The organism is Lacrimispora struthionigena (assembly GCF_048627165.1).
Taxonomy (GTDB): Bacteria; Bacillota; Clostridia; order Lachnospirales; family Lachnospiraceae; genus Lacrimispora.
This window is the reverse complement of sequence record NZ_JBMBWP010000002.1, coordinates 2,302,243-2,321,806: the sequence shown is the minus strand read 5'-3', so window position 1 is coordinate 2,321,806 and position 19,564 is coordinate 2,302,243. Positions and strand designations below refer to the sequence as shown.

Sequence of the window (19,564 nt, the reverse complement as noted above, 5' to 3'; positions counted from 1 at the left end):
GACCTTAATGAATTTAAGACCAGAAGAGATCAGTTCCGTCATCAAGGAACAGATTCAAAGATATTCAACGAAGCTGGAAGTCTCTGATGTCGGTACAGTCATTCAGGTAGCGGACGGTATTGCCCGTATTCACGGTCTTGAGAATGCAATGCAGGGAGAGCTTCTGGAATTTCCAGGAGAAATCTACGGCATGGTTCTCAACCTGGAGGAAGACAACGTTGGTGCAGTTTTACTTGGTGCCGGCGCCATCAGTGAAGGCGATACAGTAAAAACTACCGGACGAGTGGTAGAGGTTCCGGTAGGAGATGCTCTGACCGGGCGTGTAGTCAATGCCCTTGGTCAGCCGATCGATGGAAAAGGACCGATTCAGACAGACAAGTTCCGAAAAATTGAGCGTGTTGCTCATGGCGTTATCGACAGAAAATCAGTAGACACCCCGCTTCAGACCGGTATTAAGGCAATTGATGCCATGATCCCCATCGGAAGAGGCCAAAGAGAGCTGATTATCGGAGACCGCCAGACAGGAAAGACAGCCATTGCTCTTGATACCATCATTAACCAGAAGGGACAGGGCGTGCACTGTATCTATGTAGCCATCGGTCAGAAATCATCTACCGTTGCGACTATTGTTAAAACATTGGAAGAGTACGGTGCTATGGATTACACCACCATCGTGGTATCCACTGCTTCCGATTTAGCTCCTCTTCAGTATATCGCTCCTTACTCCGGATGTGCAATCGGAGAAGAGTGGATGGAGAATGGTGGAGATGTGCTTGTTATCTATGATGATTTAAGTAAACATGCGGCAGCTTACCGTACCCTGTCACTTCTTCTTAAGAGACCGCCGGGCCGTGAAGCTTACCCTGGAGATGTATTCTATCTTCATTCCAGACTTCTGGAACGTGCTTCCAGACTTTCTGACGAGTTAGGCGGAGGTTCCTTAACCGCACTCCCGATTATTGAGACTCAGGCAGGCGATGTATCGGCTTACATTCCGACCAATGTTATTTCCATCACAGACGGTCAGATCTATCTGGAGACAGAGATGTTTAACTCAGGATTCCGTCCTGCTATCAACGCAGGTCTTTCTGTATCCCGAGTTGGTGGATCTGCTCAGATTAAGGCGATGAAAAAGATCGCGGCTCCGATTCGTGTGGAACTGGCACAGTACAGAGAGCTTGCAAGCTTTGCCCAGTTTGGTTCTGAGCTTGACAAGGAGACAACCGAGCAGCTGGCACAGGGTGAGAGAATCAGGGAAGTATTAAAGCAGGGTCAGTATCAGCCAATTCCGGTTGAATATCAGATCATCATTATCTTTGCAGCCACGAGAAAACTGCTTTTGGATATTCCAACAGCGAAAATCCTGGACTTTGAGAAGGCTTTAAGAAGCTTTATTGACAGCAAATATTCTGAGATTCCTGCAAGTATCCGTGAAACAAAACAGATTACACCTGAGACAGAAGAACTGTTGGTGAAAGCAATCAATGAGTGCAAAGCAGGTGTTTTTTAAAGGCAGGTGAAAATCATGGCATCCATAAGGGATATCAAACGAAGAAGAGATAGTATTCAAAGTACCGAACAGATTACCAAAGCCATGAAACTCATATCTACCGTTAAACTGCAGAAATCCAGAGCAAAAGCGGAAGCTTCCAAGCCGTATTATGATATGATGTACGATACCATAAACTCCATGCTTAGAAAGTCAGGATCAATTGAGCATAAGTATTTAAAGGCAGGTGATTCCAAACGGAAGGCAGTGATCGTGATTACTTCCAACAGGGGTCTTGCCGGCGGATACAACAGCAACATTGCAAAGCTTGTCCTTCAGGATGAACGGTTAGAACCGGAGCTTACGGATATCTATGCCATCGGACGAAAAGGCAAGGAATCACTTGGTAAAAAGGGCTATCACATTGCTCAGGATTATTCCGAAGTAATTAATGAACCCATTTACCGCGATGCTGCTGACATAACCATGGAGCTTTTGGATGCATTCGGACAAAACCGGATCGGAGAGATCTATCTGGTTTATACTTCATTTAAAAATACAGTGACACAGATCCCCACCTTAAAAAAACTTCTTCCTGTTGAGATGGCAGAGGGAAGCGAAAAAACGGATCTGGCGCTTATGAACTATGAGCCGAATGAAGATGAGGTTCTGGATTCCATTATTCCCAAATATATGAGCAGTCTGATTTACGGCGCTTTATTAGAGGCTGTAGCCAGTGAGAACGGAGCCAGAATGACTGCCATGGATTCTGCGACCAATAATGCGGAAGATATGATAGAAGAGCTTGGGCTGATTTATAACAGGGCAAGACAGGGTTCCATTACCCAGGAACTTACCGAAATTATAGCCGGTGCCAATGCAATATCATAACTGTTCGGTAATTGAAAAAAGCCGAACTTCCTTAATAAATAATGAAATATAAATAAAGGAGAAACAAGATGGCAGAACAAAATATTGGTAAGATCACCCAGATCATCGGTGCCGTACTGGATATCAAGTTCAGCCAGGGCAAGCTGCCGGACATCAATGAAGCCATTGATATTACCACAAAAGACGGCGGCAGACTGGTTGTAGAAGTATCCCAGCATCTTGGCGATGATACCGTAAGATGTATCGCCATGGGCACAACCGATGGACTGGTACGTGGTATGGAAGCCGCATCAACAGGCGCTCCTATTACCGTGCCGGTTGGAGAAGAAACTCTGGGACGTATCTTTAACGTTCTGGGTGATCCAATCGATAAGAAACCAGCACCGGAAGTAAAAGAGCATTTTCCGATTCACAGATCTGCTCCTACCTTTGAGGAGCAGTCGACGGAAACGGAAATTCTGGAGACCGGAATCAAAGTCGTTGATCTTCTCTGTCCTTATCAGAAGGGCGGTAAGATCGGACTGTTTGGCGGTGCCGGAGTTGGAAAAACCGTATTAATTCAGGAATTAATCCGTAACATTGCCACAGAGCACGGCGGATATTCTGTATTTACGGGAGTTGGCGAGAGAACCCGTGAAGGAAATGACTTATATCACGAAATGCAGGAATCAGGCGTTATTAATAAAACAACCATGGTATTTGGCCAGATGAACGAACCGCCGGGCGCGCGTATGAGAGTGGGTCTGACAGGACTTACCATGGCAGAATATTTCCGTGACCAGGGCGGTAAGGATGTTCTTTTATTTATCGACAACATCTTCCGTTTTACCCAGGCCGGTTCTGAGGTATCCGCCCTTCTTGGACGTATGCCTTCAGCCGTTGGTTATCAGCCGACTCTTCAGACAGAGATGGGTGCACTTCAGGAGCGTATCACATCAACAAAGAACGGTTCTATTACCTCTGTTCAGGCAGTTTACGTGCCTGCAGATGACTTAACTGACCCGGCTCCGGCTAATACCTTCGCTCATCTTGATGCGACTACGGTTCTTGACCGTTCCATCGTAGAGCTTGGTATCTATCCGGCCGTTGATCCTCTTGGATCTACATCCAGAATTCTCGATCCCCGTATTGTGGGTGAAGAGCATTACCGTGTTGCCCGTGGTGTGCAGGAAGTTCTTCAGAAGTACAAAGAGCTTCAGGATATCATCGCAATGCTTGGTATGGATGAGCTTTCTGAGGAAGATAAGCTGACTGTAGCCCGTGCAAGAAAGATTCAGAGATTCTTATCCCAGCCTTTCTTCGTTGCAGGCCAGTTTACCGGTCTGGAGGGACGTTATGTACCTCTTGCTGATACCATTCAGGGCTTTAAGGAGATTCTGGAAGGAAAGCACGATGATATACCAGAAAGCTATTTCTTAAATGCAGGTAGCATCGATGACGTTCTTGCCCGCGTGAAAAAATAGGGGGTGGGAAGATGGCTGATTTATTCAAACTGCAGATCATAACTCCCGAACGAAAGTTTTATGAGGGAGAAGCCTCTATGGTAGAACTTACTACTACGGAAGGTGAAATCGGTGTATACCGGGGACATATTCCAATGACAGCGATTGTAGCACCGGGAGTCTTAAAAATTCACGAAGCTGGCGGCATAAAAGAAGCTGCTCTGATGTCTGGATTTCTTGAGATTTTACCGGAGAAAATTGTTATTATGGCTGAAGTGGCAGAGTGGCCGGAGGAGATCGATATAAACCGTGCACAAGAGGCAAAGGTCCGTGCAGAACGCCGCTTGAAAGAGCAGAGCGGAGAGATCGATATAGTAAGAGCGGAAACAGCGCTGAAAAAGGCACTGGTAAGAATTTCGCTTACCAAATAACAAAAAGGGATTTAAACCGTTATGGTTTAAATCCCTTTTTGCTATTATAACTGGATTAATATGTAACAGTAAACTCTTTTGCCTGAACACTTAAAAATGTATTTTTATCAATTTTGATTCCGCCATTGCGATAGGGGTTTTCACAGTATGTGTGATTGAGACTGGTTTCATTGTTAAGAAGCTGAACACAACCTGATTCACTTTTGCGATAATGAAAGGTGCATACCGTTCCAAAACATTCCAGACAAAGCTCAAAATCCCCCAGTTGATCGGGAAGAACAGGATCAATAATAATGGCATCTGCCTGAAAACGGATTCCCAGAATATGACTGATTAACTGGTGAATATAGATGCCTGGGCCAGAGGAATAAAGGCGCCAGCCGCCTTTTACAGGAACATTGCCGCTGCGCAGCAGGTGGAAATCCTGCTGGTACTCGTAACGGTCCTTATAATCTCCGTCTGAGCTGCTAAAATACATGTTGCTTTGACGGAGGCAGGCATTTGGAACTGTTTTTTGAATGAGAACGGGATTAATCCGGAACAATCCTTCCCATGCTTTCTCTGCGTTGCCGTATTTTGCCATTGCTTCAATGTACCGAATATGAGCATGGGTGTATTGGAGACTGATTTCCCTTCCTACGTTTGCTGCCTGTTCCGCTCGTTTGAACAGATGGCTTACGCCGCCGTCGTAAGATGCCGGGGCATCCATCAGCCTGACTCCATCCGGGCATTCCAGATACTGATGGATAATTTCAATGTTTCTGGCAGCCTGATTCCGATCCGCCAGCTCTGCTATGATACTTCTGGTTTGAGGAAGCAGCCGGTAATGAATATTAGTCTGATTGTCTGATGGATGCAATAAGTGTTTAGGGGTTGAATTCCACTCTAAAAATCCTGCTATAATATGATCCCTCACAGCATACTCTAAAAATGCTTTTTTGGTATAATCCCCTAAATCCAGGAGGAGGCGTGAGAAAGCCTCATCATAATCGGAAAGGGCTTCTCCCAGCATGGTAAAAGTCTGACATGCCAAAGCCTGGGTCCAGGTGCTGACCAGTTTTTCCTTCATTTCCGGATTTTCCGGCTGTAACGTATCATCCCAGTCCCCGCCTGCATAAGTGATCAGCCCTGTGCCAGGAATAAAACGGTTTTTCTGAATCTGGGATACTGCAGCCTGAACATGGGCGAATAGAGATTCTTTTTTCTCCCAATGATCCGCATATGGCAGAACTTCCTGCAAAATGGTGTAGTCCTGGCTGGCAGTAAGATAATCTGCAAGGCTTTTTAAAGGCCAGAAGATCACATCTCCGTGGCATTCGCCGGCATTCATTTCATAGCGGTCAAACATGAACCATTGTGGCCACTCGCTGGTTGTACTCTCCTGATGGGAAAATATGTTTAATAATATTTCCCGTATGATTCCATAATTACCGGTAGACAGGAAATATTCAAAAGGTCCCTGACAGATATCTCTTGTTCCCCATGCTGCACCTCCGGGCTGCTCCAGTCCGTGGGGCATCAAAAAATGAATCATGGCATTGTGTGTGTACCACCACGCGGTCTCGTTTAAAATAGAAAAACGTTCATTTCCCTCCGGGGCATATAAATGAAAATGTTTCATGATGGAAGCATACTGTTCCAATGCATATGCTTTTTCTTTCCCGAAATCAGCCATACTGGAGATGGAAGAGTTGAAATCAAAGCTGCCTCCTATTGTCAGATGGAGGGTATCAGTATTTGTATAGGAGAGCGTAACAAAGGTCTCATCAAAAGGACGCTCTTCTACATAGAAAATACGGTCGTCAGAAATAAGGCATGATTCATGTGAGATAATATCATAAGAAAGATTCTCGTATTTATCTGTCCGAAACGGTAAGTGTATTTTGTTTTCTGTAATTGTACCTGATATGTCATGAGTGAATTCATTGGTACCCATGGATAACTGATTGGTAACAATGAAGTCATATTTACAGCCATTAACACTTAACACTTCCAGATGCACCTGTAAAGCCTGAGGCAGAGCTTTATCATGAACTGGCTTTTTGCTGCTGCAATAGGCGGTAACAAGAATAAGGTCATCTTCGGTTTTGTAGTACCAACGAGAGTAGTTCATGCCCATCTCATAAAGGCCAGGAAGAGAAAGCAGGTGAAACTGTCTGCCTTTTCGAACATAGATACGCTGCCCGCTGTTTTTAAGTATATTTAAAAAGCCTCTGGGAGTGGATATCAATTTATGCAGGTTGGTATTTCCTAAAACAACATGGCTGTTAAAAACCCCGTACATATAATGAGTAGAGGATATAAGATCATTGGAGATGGTACTTCCATCAGGGGGCGTAATAATAATGGTTCCATGAGGGCGGATTACCTGTAATTCCTTTTGCGCCGTCACAACATGGCTATGATCCGGTGTAAAGAAAGAAAAAATCTGTGAGTCTATTGTTTCCACTAAAAGTTGTTGTGGAAACAGCTTTCTTATCTCATCACTGCTCATTTCAAGGGAGTTTAAGGGCGCTCCATACATTTCCTTTATCCGGTAAGTTTGAACCGGGCTGAATGTGCCTTCTTTGGAGGACTTCTGTTTATACTGCTCTTTTATGACGGTTAGAAAATCTGCATGAGTCACTTTATCTTTGTGGTGTTTTAGAAAATGACCGTAGAAAACTGATGTATTACTTCCTGAAAATGTGAAGAGCTCTGTCAGAAGTGAGCTGTATGCAAACTCATACTGAAGATTTCGGTCGGTAAGTCCATTTCGCAATGCTGATGGTGTATTGGTCTTTTTGTATTCCAGACCAAAAAAATCCAGACCGTCAGTTGAGTAGTGTATGATTTTGTGTGTCAGAGATCCTTGCTGCAGATATGGATTACAATCATTGTCCGGCATATTTTGTCTGGAACAGATGGTATATCCGTATTCTCCCTCAAAAACACTGTGTCCCAGATATTGAGATGTATAAAGCTCGTTGGTGAGAACATTTTCTTTGCCTGATAAACCAATATCTTGTCCGTATAGCAAGTCGACCGTTATCTCGTCTTTGCTGTTCAGCGTAATTTCGTAAAACCAGGAGTTTTCAATTAGAAAAAGATCTGTGATATAGTCGATTCCGTCGCAGCACCCTTCGTACCGGATACAGTTTTCCTGACGGCTTACGCGGCAGGCGGATTGCTGTCCTAAGAGAGGATGGACTGATCTTACTTTATTGTTTTCATATATTCTTAAAAAGATATTATTGGCTGAACCGTCCTTTGCATTTCCACGAAATTGATTGATGAGGACTGAGCCTGAACTCATTTCAAATATGTCTCCTGTTGGAACCAGCAGAAAATCAAGCATGTCCGAGTGCAGGGAGAGTAAATCATGGGGTTGTTTCATAATGAGTATCCTTTCTGTAATCAAATCTTGTAATAAATTATGCCTGTGTGAAAACGTTTCCATAAAAATGTGAAAAAAGTAAAACTTAATGCAGAGTATAGAAGAAAAAAATATGAAAGTCAATAATTTAATTAAAACAAGTATAAAAATACCTTATTTTAGAATAAAAAATGACAAAAAAGTGTTTGACAAAGCATGAGATGAATAATATAATCAGTGCATAAAACACAAAATGAAAAGCATATGAAAACGTTTCCATGTGAAAAACGAATAAATTTACAGTTAATGGGGCTGATCCCAGGTTGTAATGAAACTGTGCTGCAGAAAGGAAGAGAATAATTTGAAGAGTTTAAAGCTACACCTGAATCATTTCGTCCATGAAGTGAAAAAGAAATATATTTTGTTTCTTATGATTTTACCGGTCTTAATTTATTTTTTTGTATTTGCTTACATACCTATGCCGGGTGCATATATTGCATTTGTTGATTATAACATTGGGAAGGGTATTTTTGGAAGTGCCTTTGTCGGGCTTAAAAACTTTGAGTTTCTGTTTCGTACCGGAGATCTGCTACGCATTACTAAAAATACAATTCTATATAATCTTGTATTTCTTATTTTGGGTAATGTATTCCAGATTATGTTTGCTGTTATGATTTCAGAAGTAGGGAATAAGTGGTTTAAGAAAATATCCCAGTCCATTATATTATTGCCTTATTTTATCTCCATGGTAATTGTCGGATTTTTTTCCTACAATCTGTTTAATTATGATTATGGTTTCATTAATACTATATTGGCTGGTCTGGGATTCCCCAAACATGAATTTTATTCCGATCAGGGGATATGGAAGTATATTATTGTATTTTTTAAAATCTGGTCTGGAACTGGATATGGAATGATTATTTATCTGGCATCCATTGCCGGAATTGAACAGGATATTTATGAAGCGGCATCTTTAGATGGGGCGTCTCCCATGCAGAAAATCCGGTATATCACATTCCCCATGCTGAAACCAACAATGATATTGTTGATTCTTTTTGGTCTTGGTGGAATTTTAAAAGGTACATTTGATTTGTTTTACAATTTAATCGGGACAAATTCCGTGCTTTATCCACAGACAGATATAATTGACACCTTTGTTTTCCGCAGTCTGGTGGGGCAGTTTAATTTCTCTCAGGGAGCGGCTGTTGGATTTTACCAATCGGTATTCGGCCTGTTACTGGTTCTGACGGTAAATGCCATAGTAAAAAAGATCGAGCCGGACAGTGCATTGTTTTAGTCTATTAGATCAGGAGGATATATATGGAAAAGAAAAACATTGCAGGACGCAGTGAAAAAATCATGAAGATATGCTTTTATACAATCATTACAATTTTTGCGTTGTCCTGTCTCTTTCCCTTTTTGTTAATGGTTACATCTTCATTTATGGGTGAGAAGGAAATTGTAAGTGAGGGATATAAGCTGATTCCTGAAACGGTATCCCTCAGTGCTTACAGGTTCCTGTTCCGCAATTTCACTAATTTATTTAATGCTTACAGGGTAACTATTTTTATTGCTGTTACAGGAACTGTCTTTGGACTGTTTTTTATGTCTATGGCTGGATATGTTTTGTGCCGTAAAGATTTCCGCTATAGAAATCAGATTTCATTTTTTATTTATTTTACCACACTATTTAGCGGCGGACTGATTCCAACGTATATGCTGTATGTGAATGGCCTGGGGTTAAAGGATAGCATCTGGTCTATGATTTTACCCAGTCTTATGAGTCCGTGGTCCATTTTTCTAATGAAAAATTTTATGAAATCCATTCCGGATTCCCTGTATGAATCGGCAAATATAGATGGAGCAAATGATTTCAGAATCTACTGGCAGATCTACATGCCCCTGGCAAAAGCTTCCCTTGCAACAATTGGGCTGTTCCAGATTCTGGGATACTGGAATGAGTGGTATAATGCAATGCTCTACATACAGACACCGGCAAAGTTTCCACTGCAGTATTTTCTACAGAGAATTGTAAGTCAGGCCAATATACAATTGCTGATTCAGCAGGGCCTGACAATAAACACCGGAGATTTACCGTCTGAATCAATTAAAATGGCGACTGCAGTAATTGCAACCGGTCCCATTGTTCTGCTTTATCCGTTTGTTCAGAAATATTTTGTAAGCGGACTTACCATAGGAGCCGTAAAGGGCTAGCCCATACCCGGCAAAATTTTACAACAGGAGGAAAAGAAAATGATAAAAAAACTGGTTTCAACAATTCTGGCGTTTACTGTAGCTGCAGGGCTTGTCACAGGCTGTGCAAGTAAAAACACGAATGCAGGGGAAGCAAAAGCAAAGGCCAGCGATGAGGTAAATCTTGTTATGTATTTATATGGCACAGAAGGGGTGGCAAATAAAGATGTACTGTCCGCATTAAATGAAAAACTGAAAGCCAGTATTAATACGACTCTGGAAATTAAATATATTGACTGGAATGATGTAGCAACAAAGTATCCTCTGCTTTGGGCATCTGGAGAAAAATTTGATATGGCATATGTATCAGGAACCGCTCCGGTACCATATGCAACACTGGCAAAACAGGGAACGCTTGCAGACATTACAGATCTGCTGACCAGTGAAGCGCCGGCTTTAAAGTCTGCCATTGGTGACGATTACTGGAAGAGTATGAAGGTAAACGATAGAATTTATGGTGTCCCCAGTACCTATAGTGAGTATACCGCATATGGCTTTGTTACACGGAAAGATTTATTGGAGAAGGCTGGGATAGATAACGTAAATTCAGTAGAAGATATGGAACGCTATATGGATGCAGCAAAAGAAAATGGCTGGGCACCTTTAAACGGGAGTGCCAACCTGTCTATGGATTTATACCGAATGTTTGTTGGAACAACCAGCGACTGGATTGATGCTCCGGGAGTGCCAAATACAGAAATGTATCTGACTTCTTCCCTGAAGAATACGAACAAAGTATTTCACCCTGCATTTACCAGTGAATTTGAAGCATTTGCGGTTAAAATGCATGAATGGGCGGAAAAAGGATATTGGGGAAAAGATGTTTTATCTTCTGCCCAGGATGACAAGGATAATTTTTATAATGGATTATCAGCATCCTACATCAGCCATCAGCCAGACTGGACAGGTTCCTATGGAACACAAAAAAAGAAATTACCCGATGTTGAGACGCAGTTTTACGCTTTTGCAGAAGCTGCAAATAAAATAGAACGGAAAATGGGAGTAGAAAATGCCACAGGAATCAGTACAAATTCAAAATATCCGGATCGCTGTTTAAAAGTGATTGAAAAGCTGATGACAGATAAAGAATGTTATGATCTGTTCCAGTATGGAATTCTTGGAAGAGAATATGAAGTAACCGATGGTATGATTAAGCAGCCAGATACCTTTAATTCGGATAAAGACGGTTTTGGATTTGCCGGCTGGGGGTTACGGACTGATTCATTAAATATACCACAGGCAACAGAGGATCCGCGTCGTTATACATTAAACGAAAAATGGGGCAAGTCTGCAATTGACAATCCGTACGCAGGTTTCAGTTTTGACAGTTCTTCTGTATCTTCACAGCTGTCTGCAATTTCTAATGTAGATTCTCAGCTTGGAATACAGATTATGCTGGGTCTGACAAAGCAGGATCCCAAAGAAGCTGTGGCAGAATACAGAAAACAACTGGAGGCAGCGGGAATTAACGATGTAATCAAAGCTGTCAATGATCAGTTAACGGAATATACATCGGCAGAGAAGAAATGATTTGTAGATTTTCACAAGGGGAAATGTTAAAATAGTGATAGTATGGTTTCAGGGTTAAGACAGGCAGGAAAGGATGCAGCACATGAGTGTAACAATTAAGGATATTGCAAAATTATCGGGAGTTGGTATTTCCACAGTATCACGGGTGTTAAATGGAAGCGGTTTCGCCAGTCCGGTGACAAAGCAGAAAGTTATGGCGGCTGTGCATGAGCTGAATTATATACCCAATAATAATGCGAGAAATTTAAAAAGGACCCAGACGAAGACAATTGCAGTACTGGTAAAAAGTATAACAAATCCCTTTTTTCAGAAAATGATTCATACCATAGAGCAAAAAACCATGCTGCGGGGTTACAGCCTGGAACTTCGCAATGTTAACTCCAACGGGCAGGAAATGCTGATTGCCCAGCAGGAAGTTATGGATAAAAATCTATGCGGAATCATTTTAATGGGAGGAGGATTTGAATACACAGAAGAGGACTTTAAGCATTTAGGTGTGCCTTGTGTGCTGCTGACTGTATCAGCGGATGATAAGGTAAATAAAGACCTGTATTCCAGTGTGATCATTGACGATGAGGCTGAGAATTTTAAAGCGACCGATTACCTGATTAAATTAGGTCATAGAAGAATTGGCTGTATCTATAATGCATATGGTCAGCTTAAGACGCCTAACACCCTCCGGTTTGAAGGATACAAAAGGGCTCTTCTGGAAAATGGAATCCCATTTGATCCAATGCTGGTATCCAGTTTTAATACCTCCCAGTCCGGTTATGAATTCGGGTTTAATATGATGAAAAACCTGATGATGAGAAATAAAGATATGACAGCTGTTGTTGCCATGGCGGATATCATGGCGGTAGGAGCGGCTAAGGCGATTTTATCGGAAGGCTTACGCATACCAGAGGATATTTCCGTCATTGGTTTTGACGGAATTGAAGTGGCAGAGTATTACAGCCCTGCACTGGATACGATCTCTCAGCCGGCGGAGCAGATGGCAGTCAGTGCCATTGACGCATTGTTTGCAATGATGCAGGGAGAAAAAACCAGTCACATAGTATATGAAGCAGTTCTGCTTAAACGGGGGTCCTGTATTGGACTTACAAGCCATTCGTAAAGGAAAGAAAGATGGAAGAACGAAAATTAAAAGAATTACTGAGTGATATGTCAATAGAAGAAAAAATAGACCAGCTGTTACAGGTGACGGGCTATTATTTTGAAGAAGAGGGAGTCGTGACAGGTCCCAATAACCAGGCAGGCTTCATGCAGCAGGAGGTTGATCTTGCCGGTTCTGTACTTGGTATTGCAGGTGCGGATAAACTGATTGGTATACAGAAAAAATACATGGAAAAACAGCCCCATCAGATACCGTTACTGTTTATGGCGGATATCATCAATGGATTTCGCACTATTTTTCCCATACCACTGGCGCAGGGGTGCAGCTTTGATCCGGATATTGCTAAGACAGGAGCAGAGGTTGCCGCTAAAGAGTCGGCAGTATCAGGACTGCATCTGACATTTTCCCCCATGGTCGATCTGGTCAGAGACCCAAGGTGGGGAAGAGTAATGGAGTCCACAGGAGAAGATCCCTATTTAAACAGTGAATTTGCACGGGCTATGGTCAGAGGTTATCAGGGCGATGGGGAATTGAGTGAGCCCTATAAAATTGCAGCGTGTGTAAAGCATTTTGCAGGATATGGAGCCCCCATGGCTGGCAGAGAATACAATACGGTGGAATTGTCCAACCGCACATTATTTGACAGTTATCTTCCGGCCTATCAGGCAGCCATCGATGCTGGCTGCGCAACCGCCATGACTTCCTTTAATACATTAGACAGAATTCCGTCAACAGCAAATAAGTGGCTGATGCGGGATATTTTAAGAACACATATGGGTTTTGAAGGAGTATTAATTTCTGACTGGGCTGCAATTGAAGAAATTATTCATCACGGTGTTGCAGAGGGCAAAAAGCAGGCGGCGCAGCTGGCTCTGGAAGCAGGCGTGGATATTGATATGATGACAACCTGTTATTGCAGAAATATCAAAGAATTGCTGGAGGAGAATAAAATCAATTCAGCATTGCTTGATGAAGCAGTGTATCGGGTTCTGGCCTTGAAAAACAGGCTTGGATTATTTGAAAATCCCTTTAAAGATGCAAACAGCCAGTGGGAAGAAGACGTGATTCTTTCAAAAGAGCATAGGGAACTGGCCAGACATGCAGCTGCGCAGACCATGGTGCTGCTTAAAAATGAAGATCAGATACTGCCCCTAAAAAAGGAAGGACAAAAAATAACATTTATCGGTCCTCATGCAGACTGTCCGTATCTGATGGGAGTGTGGTCAATCTTTGGCAGAATGGAAGACGTGATAACAATAAAAGAGGGAGTAAAGCGGGCTGGCGTGAGGGATGCTTCCTTTTACCGAGGGGCTCCAGTTGTATCTGACCTTGCAAAGCTGGAACTGCAATCTGAAGTAAGGGAGCAGATCGAGGCGGATATGAAAGCTGCCAAAGATCTGTTAAAAGAGGCACTGCTTGCTGCTCAGGATTCAGATATTGTTGTCCTGGCGCTGGGAGAACATCCTACCCAGTCAGGAGAGGCTGCGTCCAGAACCAATCTGCATCTGGATCCGCTGCAGCTGGAACTGCTCCGTCAGGTGAAGAAAATAAACTCAAACATCGTTACGGTACTACTGAATGGAAGACCTCTTATTATAGAAGAGGTACTTGCAGATTCTAAGGCAGTTCTGGAGGCGTGGCTTCCGGGAACAGAAGGAGGCAATGCAATTGCGGATATTTTATTTGGCGATGTGACCCCTTCTGGAAAACTATCCATGAGTTTTCCAAGGACAGAGGGGCAGATTCCCATATATTATAACGACTTCCCAACGGGTAGACCGGTGCTGGGTAAAAAAGAAAAATATCTTTCCCAATATATTGACTGTCCCAATGAATCCTTACTTCCATTTGGATACGGCTTGTCTTATACAGAGTTTGAAATTTCGCCTATAACCTTAAGCCACAAAATTCTTAGTGGGGCTGGATCAATTCAGGCATCTGTTTGTGTGAGAAATACCGGACACCGGGCGGGGGCACAGGTTATTCAGCTGTACATTAAGGACGAAGTGGGAAGTGTTTCTCGGCCGAACCGGGAACTTAAGGGATTTAAAAAAGTTTATTTAAAGCCGGGAGAAGAGGCAGAGGTTGTTTTTGATATTAATACTTCCATGCTGAAATTCTATGATAATACCATGCAGTATGTCTGTGAACCTGGTTCTTTCAGACTTTTTATCGGAGCAGATTCTGCAACTGAAAATCATGTTTCCTTTACAGTAGAATAATAAACAAGTATATTCAAATCCTCAGGACAGATCGTTCTGGGGATTTTTGCTGCCTTCAGGTCCCCTGATTGTGGATTATCTGCCAAAATTATGCTATACTATGGAACAGATAAAACGAAACAGGGAGAATGTATTATGAAAGAAACATCATTAGTTATTATGGCAGCCGGAATCGGGAGCCGGTTTGGCGGCGGAATCAAACAGCTGGAACCGGTTGGGCCCAGTGGTGAGATCATAATGGACTATTCCATTTATGATGCTTTGAATGCAGGCTTTAACAAAATTGTATTTATCATTCGTAAAGATCTGGAACAGGATTTTAAAGAGATTATTGGCAACCGGATTGAAAAGATTGCACCGGTGGAGTATGCGTTCCAGGAACTTGATGATCTGCCGGCGGGCTTTCATAAACCGGAAGAAAGAACCAAACCCTGGGGAACAGGACAGGCAATTCTGTGTGCAAAAGATGTGATACAGGAGCCGTTTGCGGTAATCAATGCAGATGATTATTATGGCAAAGAAGGGTTTGTAAAGATTCATGATTATCTGGTCAATCAGATGGATCCGGATGTCAGACCATTTGATCTGTGCATGAGCGGGTTTATTCTGGGCAACACCTTAAGCGAAAATGGAGGCGTGACCAGAGGAGTATGTCAGGTGGGGTCTGACGGTGTCCTAGAGAAAGTTACGGAGACTTATGAGCTCATTATGGATGGTGGGGAAGCCTGCGGAAGAGATGAGGCGGGTAATCCGGTGAAGGTCTCCTTAAATCAGAATGTATCCATGAATATGTGGGGACTTTCACCTGCATTTTTAATGGAACTGGAGCATGGATTTCCCACATTTTTAGAGAATCTGAAGGAAGGGGACATCAAATCCGAGTATCTTCTTCCAAAGATCATTGACCGGCTGATCAGCCAGGATAAAGCCAGAGTTCACGTACTGGAGACAAGAGATAAATGGTTTGGAGTAACTTATAAAGAAGATAAACCAGCTGTTTCTGCGGCAATCAAAGATCTGGTTTCAAAAGGAATTTATCCGGAACGCCTTTTTTAATGGCAATAACCGAACTTTTTTATACTTCTTAGCATAGAATGGTGTTGTATAAGCTAAAAGCAGGGAGTGATAACAACCGTGCCAGGCAACCCGGACTATACTTATGGAGAGGATAATGAGAGCCTGCCCCCATACATGCTTTATGGTGACAGGAGCATCAGGGAAAGTTCTCTGGAGCCGAAGGATATCATTGCAAAGGATCTGGAATATTTACAGGGAATGTACCCGGGACATATGAAACGTCTGCAGGAATACGTCGTTTCCGCATGTGATCACCTGGATTATAAAGACAGCCCAATGTACGATGAATTCCCCGATCGTCTGCTGATTCATCAGGTTTGTGATTCCATTTGCGCAAAGATTCGTGAAGAAGGAACCATAACGGACGAATTGCTGATGGGGAACAATGAAAAGACTGAGACAGCAGCGCAGATGCAGCAAGAGCCTGCGGATTGGGAAGATGAGGAGTTAGAAAAGGCGGAACTTAATGACAGGTACTCCACATGGGGACCTCCCGGTTGGGGTCCACCCGGACCAAAACCTCCTGGCTGGAGACCGCCGCCCGGACCAAGACCGCCTTACTGGGGCCCGCCCGGCCCGAGACCACCTTACTGGGGCCCAGGCCCGAGACCACCTTACTGGGGACCAGGCCCAGGTCCGAAACCACCCTACTGGGGACCGGGCCCAGGCCCGAAACCACCTTACTGGGGACCAGGCCCAGGCCCGAAGCCACCATATTGGGGAGCAAATCCCGGACCACCTCAGGGCAATGGTCTGCTGGGAGATATTGTGTCAGTACTGCTTCTGAATGAAATGCACCGAAGAAGATGTAACTCCGGACGGTGTAGATAGGTAATAAAAAAGAGCGTGTTGCAAAACTGTTTTTATAAGCAGTTTTGCAGCACGTTCTTTTTTTATGAACAAATTCACCTTACTTTTTCAACAAAACTATAATTTTTAAATTGACTGGGCAATTTCATATGCATCCCAAACAGCTCCCATCAAATTCGATACTTTTGATGAATCTCCAATTAGATGTACATCTGTGCCACAATCTTTTATTGCTTCGTATAATAATTTATCACTGATGTATCCGATACTTGTGATAATTGTGTCGGCTTCCAATTCAAGAACACTTCCGTTTTCTTCAAACTGAACACCTTTTGATGTAACCCCAATAACTTTTGCATTGGTATGAACACCAATATCATAAGTTGATACAAGATTTAGGAGCATGGATTTATTAGCAGCATTTAAGCCCGGTACTTTTAGAATTTCAGGTAACATCTCCAGTATTTCCACTTGTTTTCCTTTATCTTTTGTCAGACTATAGGCAATTTCAACGCCAGTAAGTCCTCCGCCTATAACAACCACTTTATCACCAATGGGTTTCGTCTCTAATAATGCTTCCACTGCAGTGATAACTTTTTCTGAATTTGCTCCTTCTACATTTAAGTTTCTAGCAGTAGAACCGGTTGCAACAAAAATGGAATCTGGATTACAAGCCTGAATCGTGTTTTCATCCACTTCTGTGTTCATATGAACCGTTACACCAGTATCTTCCAGCTGTTTCACATACCATTGTATTAACTTTTTATCCTCTTCTTTAAAACTCATAGAAGAGGCAGGAATGAAAACACCGCCTAGACTATCTGTGCGTTCATATAAATCCACTTTGTGGCCTCTGAGTGCGCTGATTCTTGCAGCTTCCATACCGCTTATACCGCCGCCGATGACCATGATATTCTTTTTCATATCAGCAGGTTTAATTTCATATTTTCTTTCCTGCCCAACCTGTGGATTAATTGCGCATGACGTATTTTTACCAGAGAAAAATCTCTCCAGACAGCCCGCATGACATCCGATGCAGGGTCTTATATCATCAAAATGTTGGGCTTGTACTTTATTTGCCCATTCCGAGTCAGCAAGAAGTGCCCGACCAATGGAAATAGCATCAATACTCCCACTGGCAACCGCTTCCGCTGATATTTCAGGATCATCCATTTTACCTGCACATATTACAGGAATAGTAACAAATTTCTTTATATACTGAGCATCAGCCAGGTTACAGGCTTTTGGCATATATACTGGAGGATGTGCAAAATACCAGGATTCATATGTTCCATTGTCTGAATCTAAAGCATCATAACCAGCATCCTGAAGCATCTTTGCTATTTTAGCACTCTCTTCTAAATCACGTCCAAACTCTACATAGTCCTCCCCGGGAAGAGCACCTTTATCAATGCCAAATCCTTTCATATAGCTCTTAACACTGTATCTTATTAAAACAGGGAAATCTTTTCCGCATTTTTCCTTTATAGCCTGTACTGTTTCTGTAGCATAGCGAAGCCTGTTTTCTAAGCTTCCGCCATATTGGTCTGTACGGTAATTGGTACATTCCATAGAAAACTGATCCATTAAGTAACCTTCATGAAGCGCATGAACTTCCACCCCGTCAAAGCCTGCCTGTTTTGCAACATAAGCACCATCGGCATAAGATTGTATTAGAAATTGAACTTCCTCTGTTGTTAATGCACGGTGCATAATTTCGGGATGCCATACATTGGGATTTTCTGATGAGGAAATAGGATCATTATCCATAAAAAAACCGTCTTTACGATTTCTGCCTGCGCCGTTTGCTATCTGAAGTACAATTTTAGCGCCATACTTATGTACTTCGTCGGTTAGCCTTTTGTTGGATTCAATATAAGAGTCACCAGCTGTAGCTAATGTAGCACGCATTGCATCCAGTTTGTTCTGACAGGCAATACCTGTTGTTACAATTAGTCCGACTCCTCCCTTTGCACGTGCAACGTATAAATCAATAGCATCCTGATTAAAACTTCCGTCTGGATTTTTTGAATGTAAACCCATTGGTGCCATTGCTATTCTGTTTTTCACTTCCATAGTGCCTATTTTCATAGGCTGAAATAATACATTCATGTCACCTTTCATAAAAAACACCTCTCTCTTAATAAGCAGTAATTAATTTTGTTACCGCGGTATACCTCTATTGTATACCGCGGTATACTATGTGTCAATATTTTGTCAAAGATAATTTTATTTATCATTAAAAGTGTGATATAATGCTTTGCGTAAGAAATAGATTGCTGCAAAGGTTTATATATACCGGAGGGATAAATTTGATAGAAAATATAAAACATACAATTTTAAATAATGCAATTAAACTTTTTATGAAAAATGGTTTTGATAATGTGACTATCAATGAAATTTGTGAAGCCTGCAAAATTACGAAGAGGACATTTTATTATCATTATCAGTCTAAGAATACTCTGCTTCTGGATTACTTCTCTTTAGTAGATGAGAACATAGAAACTTCACTAAAGGAAATGGATGAGGAAACAACATGGCTGGAAAAATGTTGGAAAGTCAAAGAAATTTTTGTAAGAGGGATTGCAAATTTAAATACTGATATACTAAAAAATCTGATTAAAATAGATATAGAACAGCAAAACCAAATGTTCAGCTTTAAGTTAAATAATTTTGACCCTAATTTGACCAGATTGCGTTATATGGTTATCGAATATACACATAAAGCACAGGAGGCAGGGGAGATTGATCCCAATGCTTCAGCTGAAGAATTATCATATTGTTTTGCTTCTGCATTCTTAGGTCTTGCTGTAAACTGGAGTTCAACAGGAGGACAGTATGACCTGGTAGAAGCGGCCCAAAAATATTTCTATCAAATATATAAATAAACAATGAGTCCTGAATCAGGGGGTGTATGATGGCTTGAAATTTACCATTTAACGAATGTTTA

General features: G+C 42.2%; 14 protein-coding genes. 12 read left to right on the top strand and 2 right to left on the bottom strand.

Going from position 1 to position 19,564, the window contains the following annotated elements; translation table 11 throughout:
• Positions 1-7 precede the first annotated feature (7 nt).
• The 4 genes from atpA (at position 8) to atpC (ending at position 4,253) form a co-directional block, all read left to right on the top strand.
• Complete coding sequence (gene atpA / locus ACOAOT_RS19780) at positions 8-1,510, top strand: F0F1 ATP synthase subunit alpha (RefSeq protein ID WP_349671955.1); 1,503 nt, start codon at positions 8-10, stop codon at positions 1,508-1,510.
• Between the two features lie 15 nt (positions 1,511-1,525).
• A complete protein-coding gene (gene atpG / locus ACOAOT_RS19775) occupies positions 1,526-2,380 on the top strand; it encodes an ATP synthase F1 subunit gamma (protein ID WP_349668017.1) in 855 nt (284 codons plus the stop codon).
• Positions 2,381-2,448: 68 nt separating this feature from the next.
• Positions 2,449-3,843: a F0F1 ATP synthase subunit beta gene (gene atpD, locus ACOAOT_RS19770; RefSeq protein ID WP_420218550.1), complete on the top strand. Its 1,395-nt coding sequence runs from the start codon at positions 2,449-2,451 to the stop codon at positions 3,841-3,843.
• Between the two features lie 11 nt (positions 3,844-3,854).
• Entirely contained in the window at positions 3,855-4,253 is a 399-nt protein-coding gene (gene atpC / locus ACOAOT_RS19765; protein ID WP_420218549.1) for an ATP synthase F1 subunit epsilon, read from the top strand.
• Positions 4,254-4,308: 55 nt separating this feature from the next.
• Here atpC and ACOAOT_RS19760 read toward each other — a convergent pair whose 3' ends face one another.
• A complete protein-coding gene (locus ACOAOT_RS19760) occupies positions 4,309-7,629 on the bottom strand; it encodes a GH36-type glycosyl hydrolase domain-containing protein (protein ID WP_420218548.1) in 3,321 nt (1,106 codons plus the stop codon).
• Between the two features lie 340 nt (positions 7,630-7,969).
• Between ACOAOT_RS19760 and ACOAOT_RS19755 the strand changes: the two genes are divergently transcribed.
• The 7 genes from ACOAOT_RS19755 to ACOAOT_RS19725 all read left to right on the top strand — a co-directional run bounded on the left by ACOAOT_RS19755 (position 7,970) and on the right by ACOAOT_RS19725 (position 16,635).
• Positions 7,970-8,905, top strand: a complete 936-nt coding sequence (locus ACOAOT_RS19755) for an ABC transporter permease (protein WP_420218547.1) — start codon at positions 7,970-7,972, stop codon at positions 8,903-8,905.
• Between the two features lie 23 nt (positions 8,906-8,928).
• Positions 8,929-9,822 (top strand): carbohydrate ABC transporter permease, encoded by an 894-nt coding sequence (locus ACOAOT_RS19750; protein ID WP_420218546.1) that lies wholly within the window; start codon positions 8,929-8,931, stop codon positions 9,820-9,822.
• A 39-nt stretch (positions 9,823-9,861) separates the two neighbouring features.
• Positions 9,862-11,391 carry an extracellular solute-binding protein gene (locus tag ACOAOT_RS19745; RefSeq protein WP_420218545.1) on the top strand — a complete coding sequence of 510 codons (1,530 nt, stop codon included), beginning with the start codon at positions 9,862-9,864 and terminating at the stop codon, positions 11,389-11,391.
• 82 nt (positions 11,392-11,473) lie between these two features.
• The gene (locus tag ACOAOT_RS19740) at positions 11,474-12,505 is read left to right on the top strand and encodes a LacI family DNA-binding transcriptional regulator (RefSeq protein ID WP_420218543.1); all 1,032 of its coding nucleotides are present in this window, start codon (positions 11,474-11,476) and stop codon (positions 12,503-12,505) included.
• 11 nt (positions 12,506-12,516) lie between these two features.
• Complete coding sequence (bglX, locus tag ACOAOT_RS19735; protein ID WP_420218541.1) at positions 12,517-14,727, top strand: beta-glucosidase BglX; 2,211 nt, start codon at positions 12,517-12,519, stop codon at positions 14,725-14,727.
• A gap of 135 nt (positions 14,728-14,862) precedes the next feature.
• Entirely contained in the window at positions 14,863-15,783 is a 921-nt protein-coding gene (locus ACOAOT_RS19730) for a sugar phosphate nucleotidyltransferase (protein WP_420218540.1), read from the top strand.
• 78 nt (positions 15,784-15,861) lie between these two features.
• The gene (locus ACOAOT_RS19725; protein WP_420218539.1) at positions 15,862-16,635 is read left to right on the top strand and encodes a hypothetical protein; all 774 of its coding nucleotides are present in this window, start codon (positions 15,862-15,864) and stop codon (positions 16,633-16,635) included.
• 105 nt (positions 16,636-16,740) lie between these two features.
• Here the strand turns inward: ACOAOT_RS19725 and ACOAOT_RS19720 are convergent, their stop codons facing one another.
• Positions 16,741-18,738, bottom strand: a complete 1,998-nt coding sequence (locus tag ACOAOT_RS19720) for an oxidoreductase (protein WP_420218538.1) — start codon at positions 18,736-18,738, stop codon at positions 16,741-16,743.
• Positions 18,739-18,926: 188 nt separating this feature from the next.
• On the opposite strand from ACOAOT_RS19720, the gene ACOAOT_RS19715 reads away from it, so the two are divergent.
• Positions 18,927-19,502: a TetR/AcrR family transcriptional regulator gene (locus tag ACOAOT_RS19715; RefSeq protein WP_420218537.1), complete on the top strand. Its 576-nt coding sequence runs from the start codon at positions 18,927-18,929 to the stop codon at positions 19,500-19,502.
• Positions 19,503-19,564 lie beyond the last annotated feature (62 nt).